The sequence below is a fragment of the Priestia sp. SIMBA_032 genome (genome assembly GCF_046535215.1).
Taxonomy (GTDB): Bacteria; Bacillota; Bacilli; order Bacillales; family Bacillaceae_H; genus Priestia; species Priestia aryabhattai.
Window position 1 is genome coordinate 1 of the sequence record NZ_JAWRXD010000535.1, and the last position, 277, is coordinate 277.

1 protein-coding gene is annotated in these 277 nt (G+C 74.7%); it reads right to left on the minus strand.

Annotated features, from left to right (window positions below):
• A partial coding sequence (locus tag SB717_RS35435; protein WP_410907608.1) for a hypothetical protein occupies positions 1 to 277 on the minus strand: 277 nt, incomplete at both ends.

The following is a 277-nucleotide window of genomic DNA, read 5'->3' on the forward strand; positions in this document are numbered from 1 at the left end:
GGTGAGAACCGCGATCGCCGCTGCATACGGCCACACGATCGTCAGGGCACGACGGATCGCGGCGACCACACCACCCCGACGCGATGCGTCCGCGAGCCGCGACTCGAGCGCGGCGAGCCCGGTCAGGCGGCGTTCGGCGGCACCCAGAGTACGGATCTCGGCGAGCCCCGCGATGTCGCTCGCGACGTGATCGGCGATCCCGGCGCGCACGGCGGCGGATCCCGCCGCGGCTCGCGCCGAGGTTCGCGCGCCCGCGAGCGGCACGATCACAGCACCG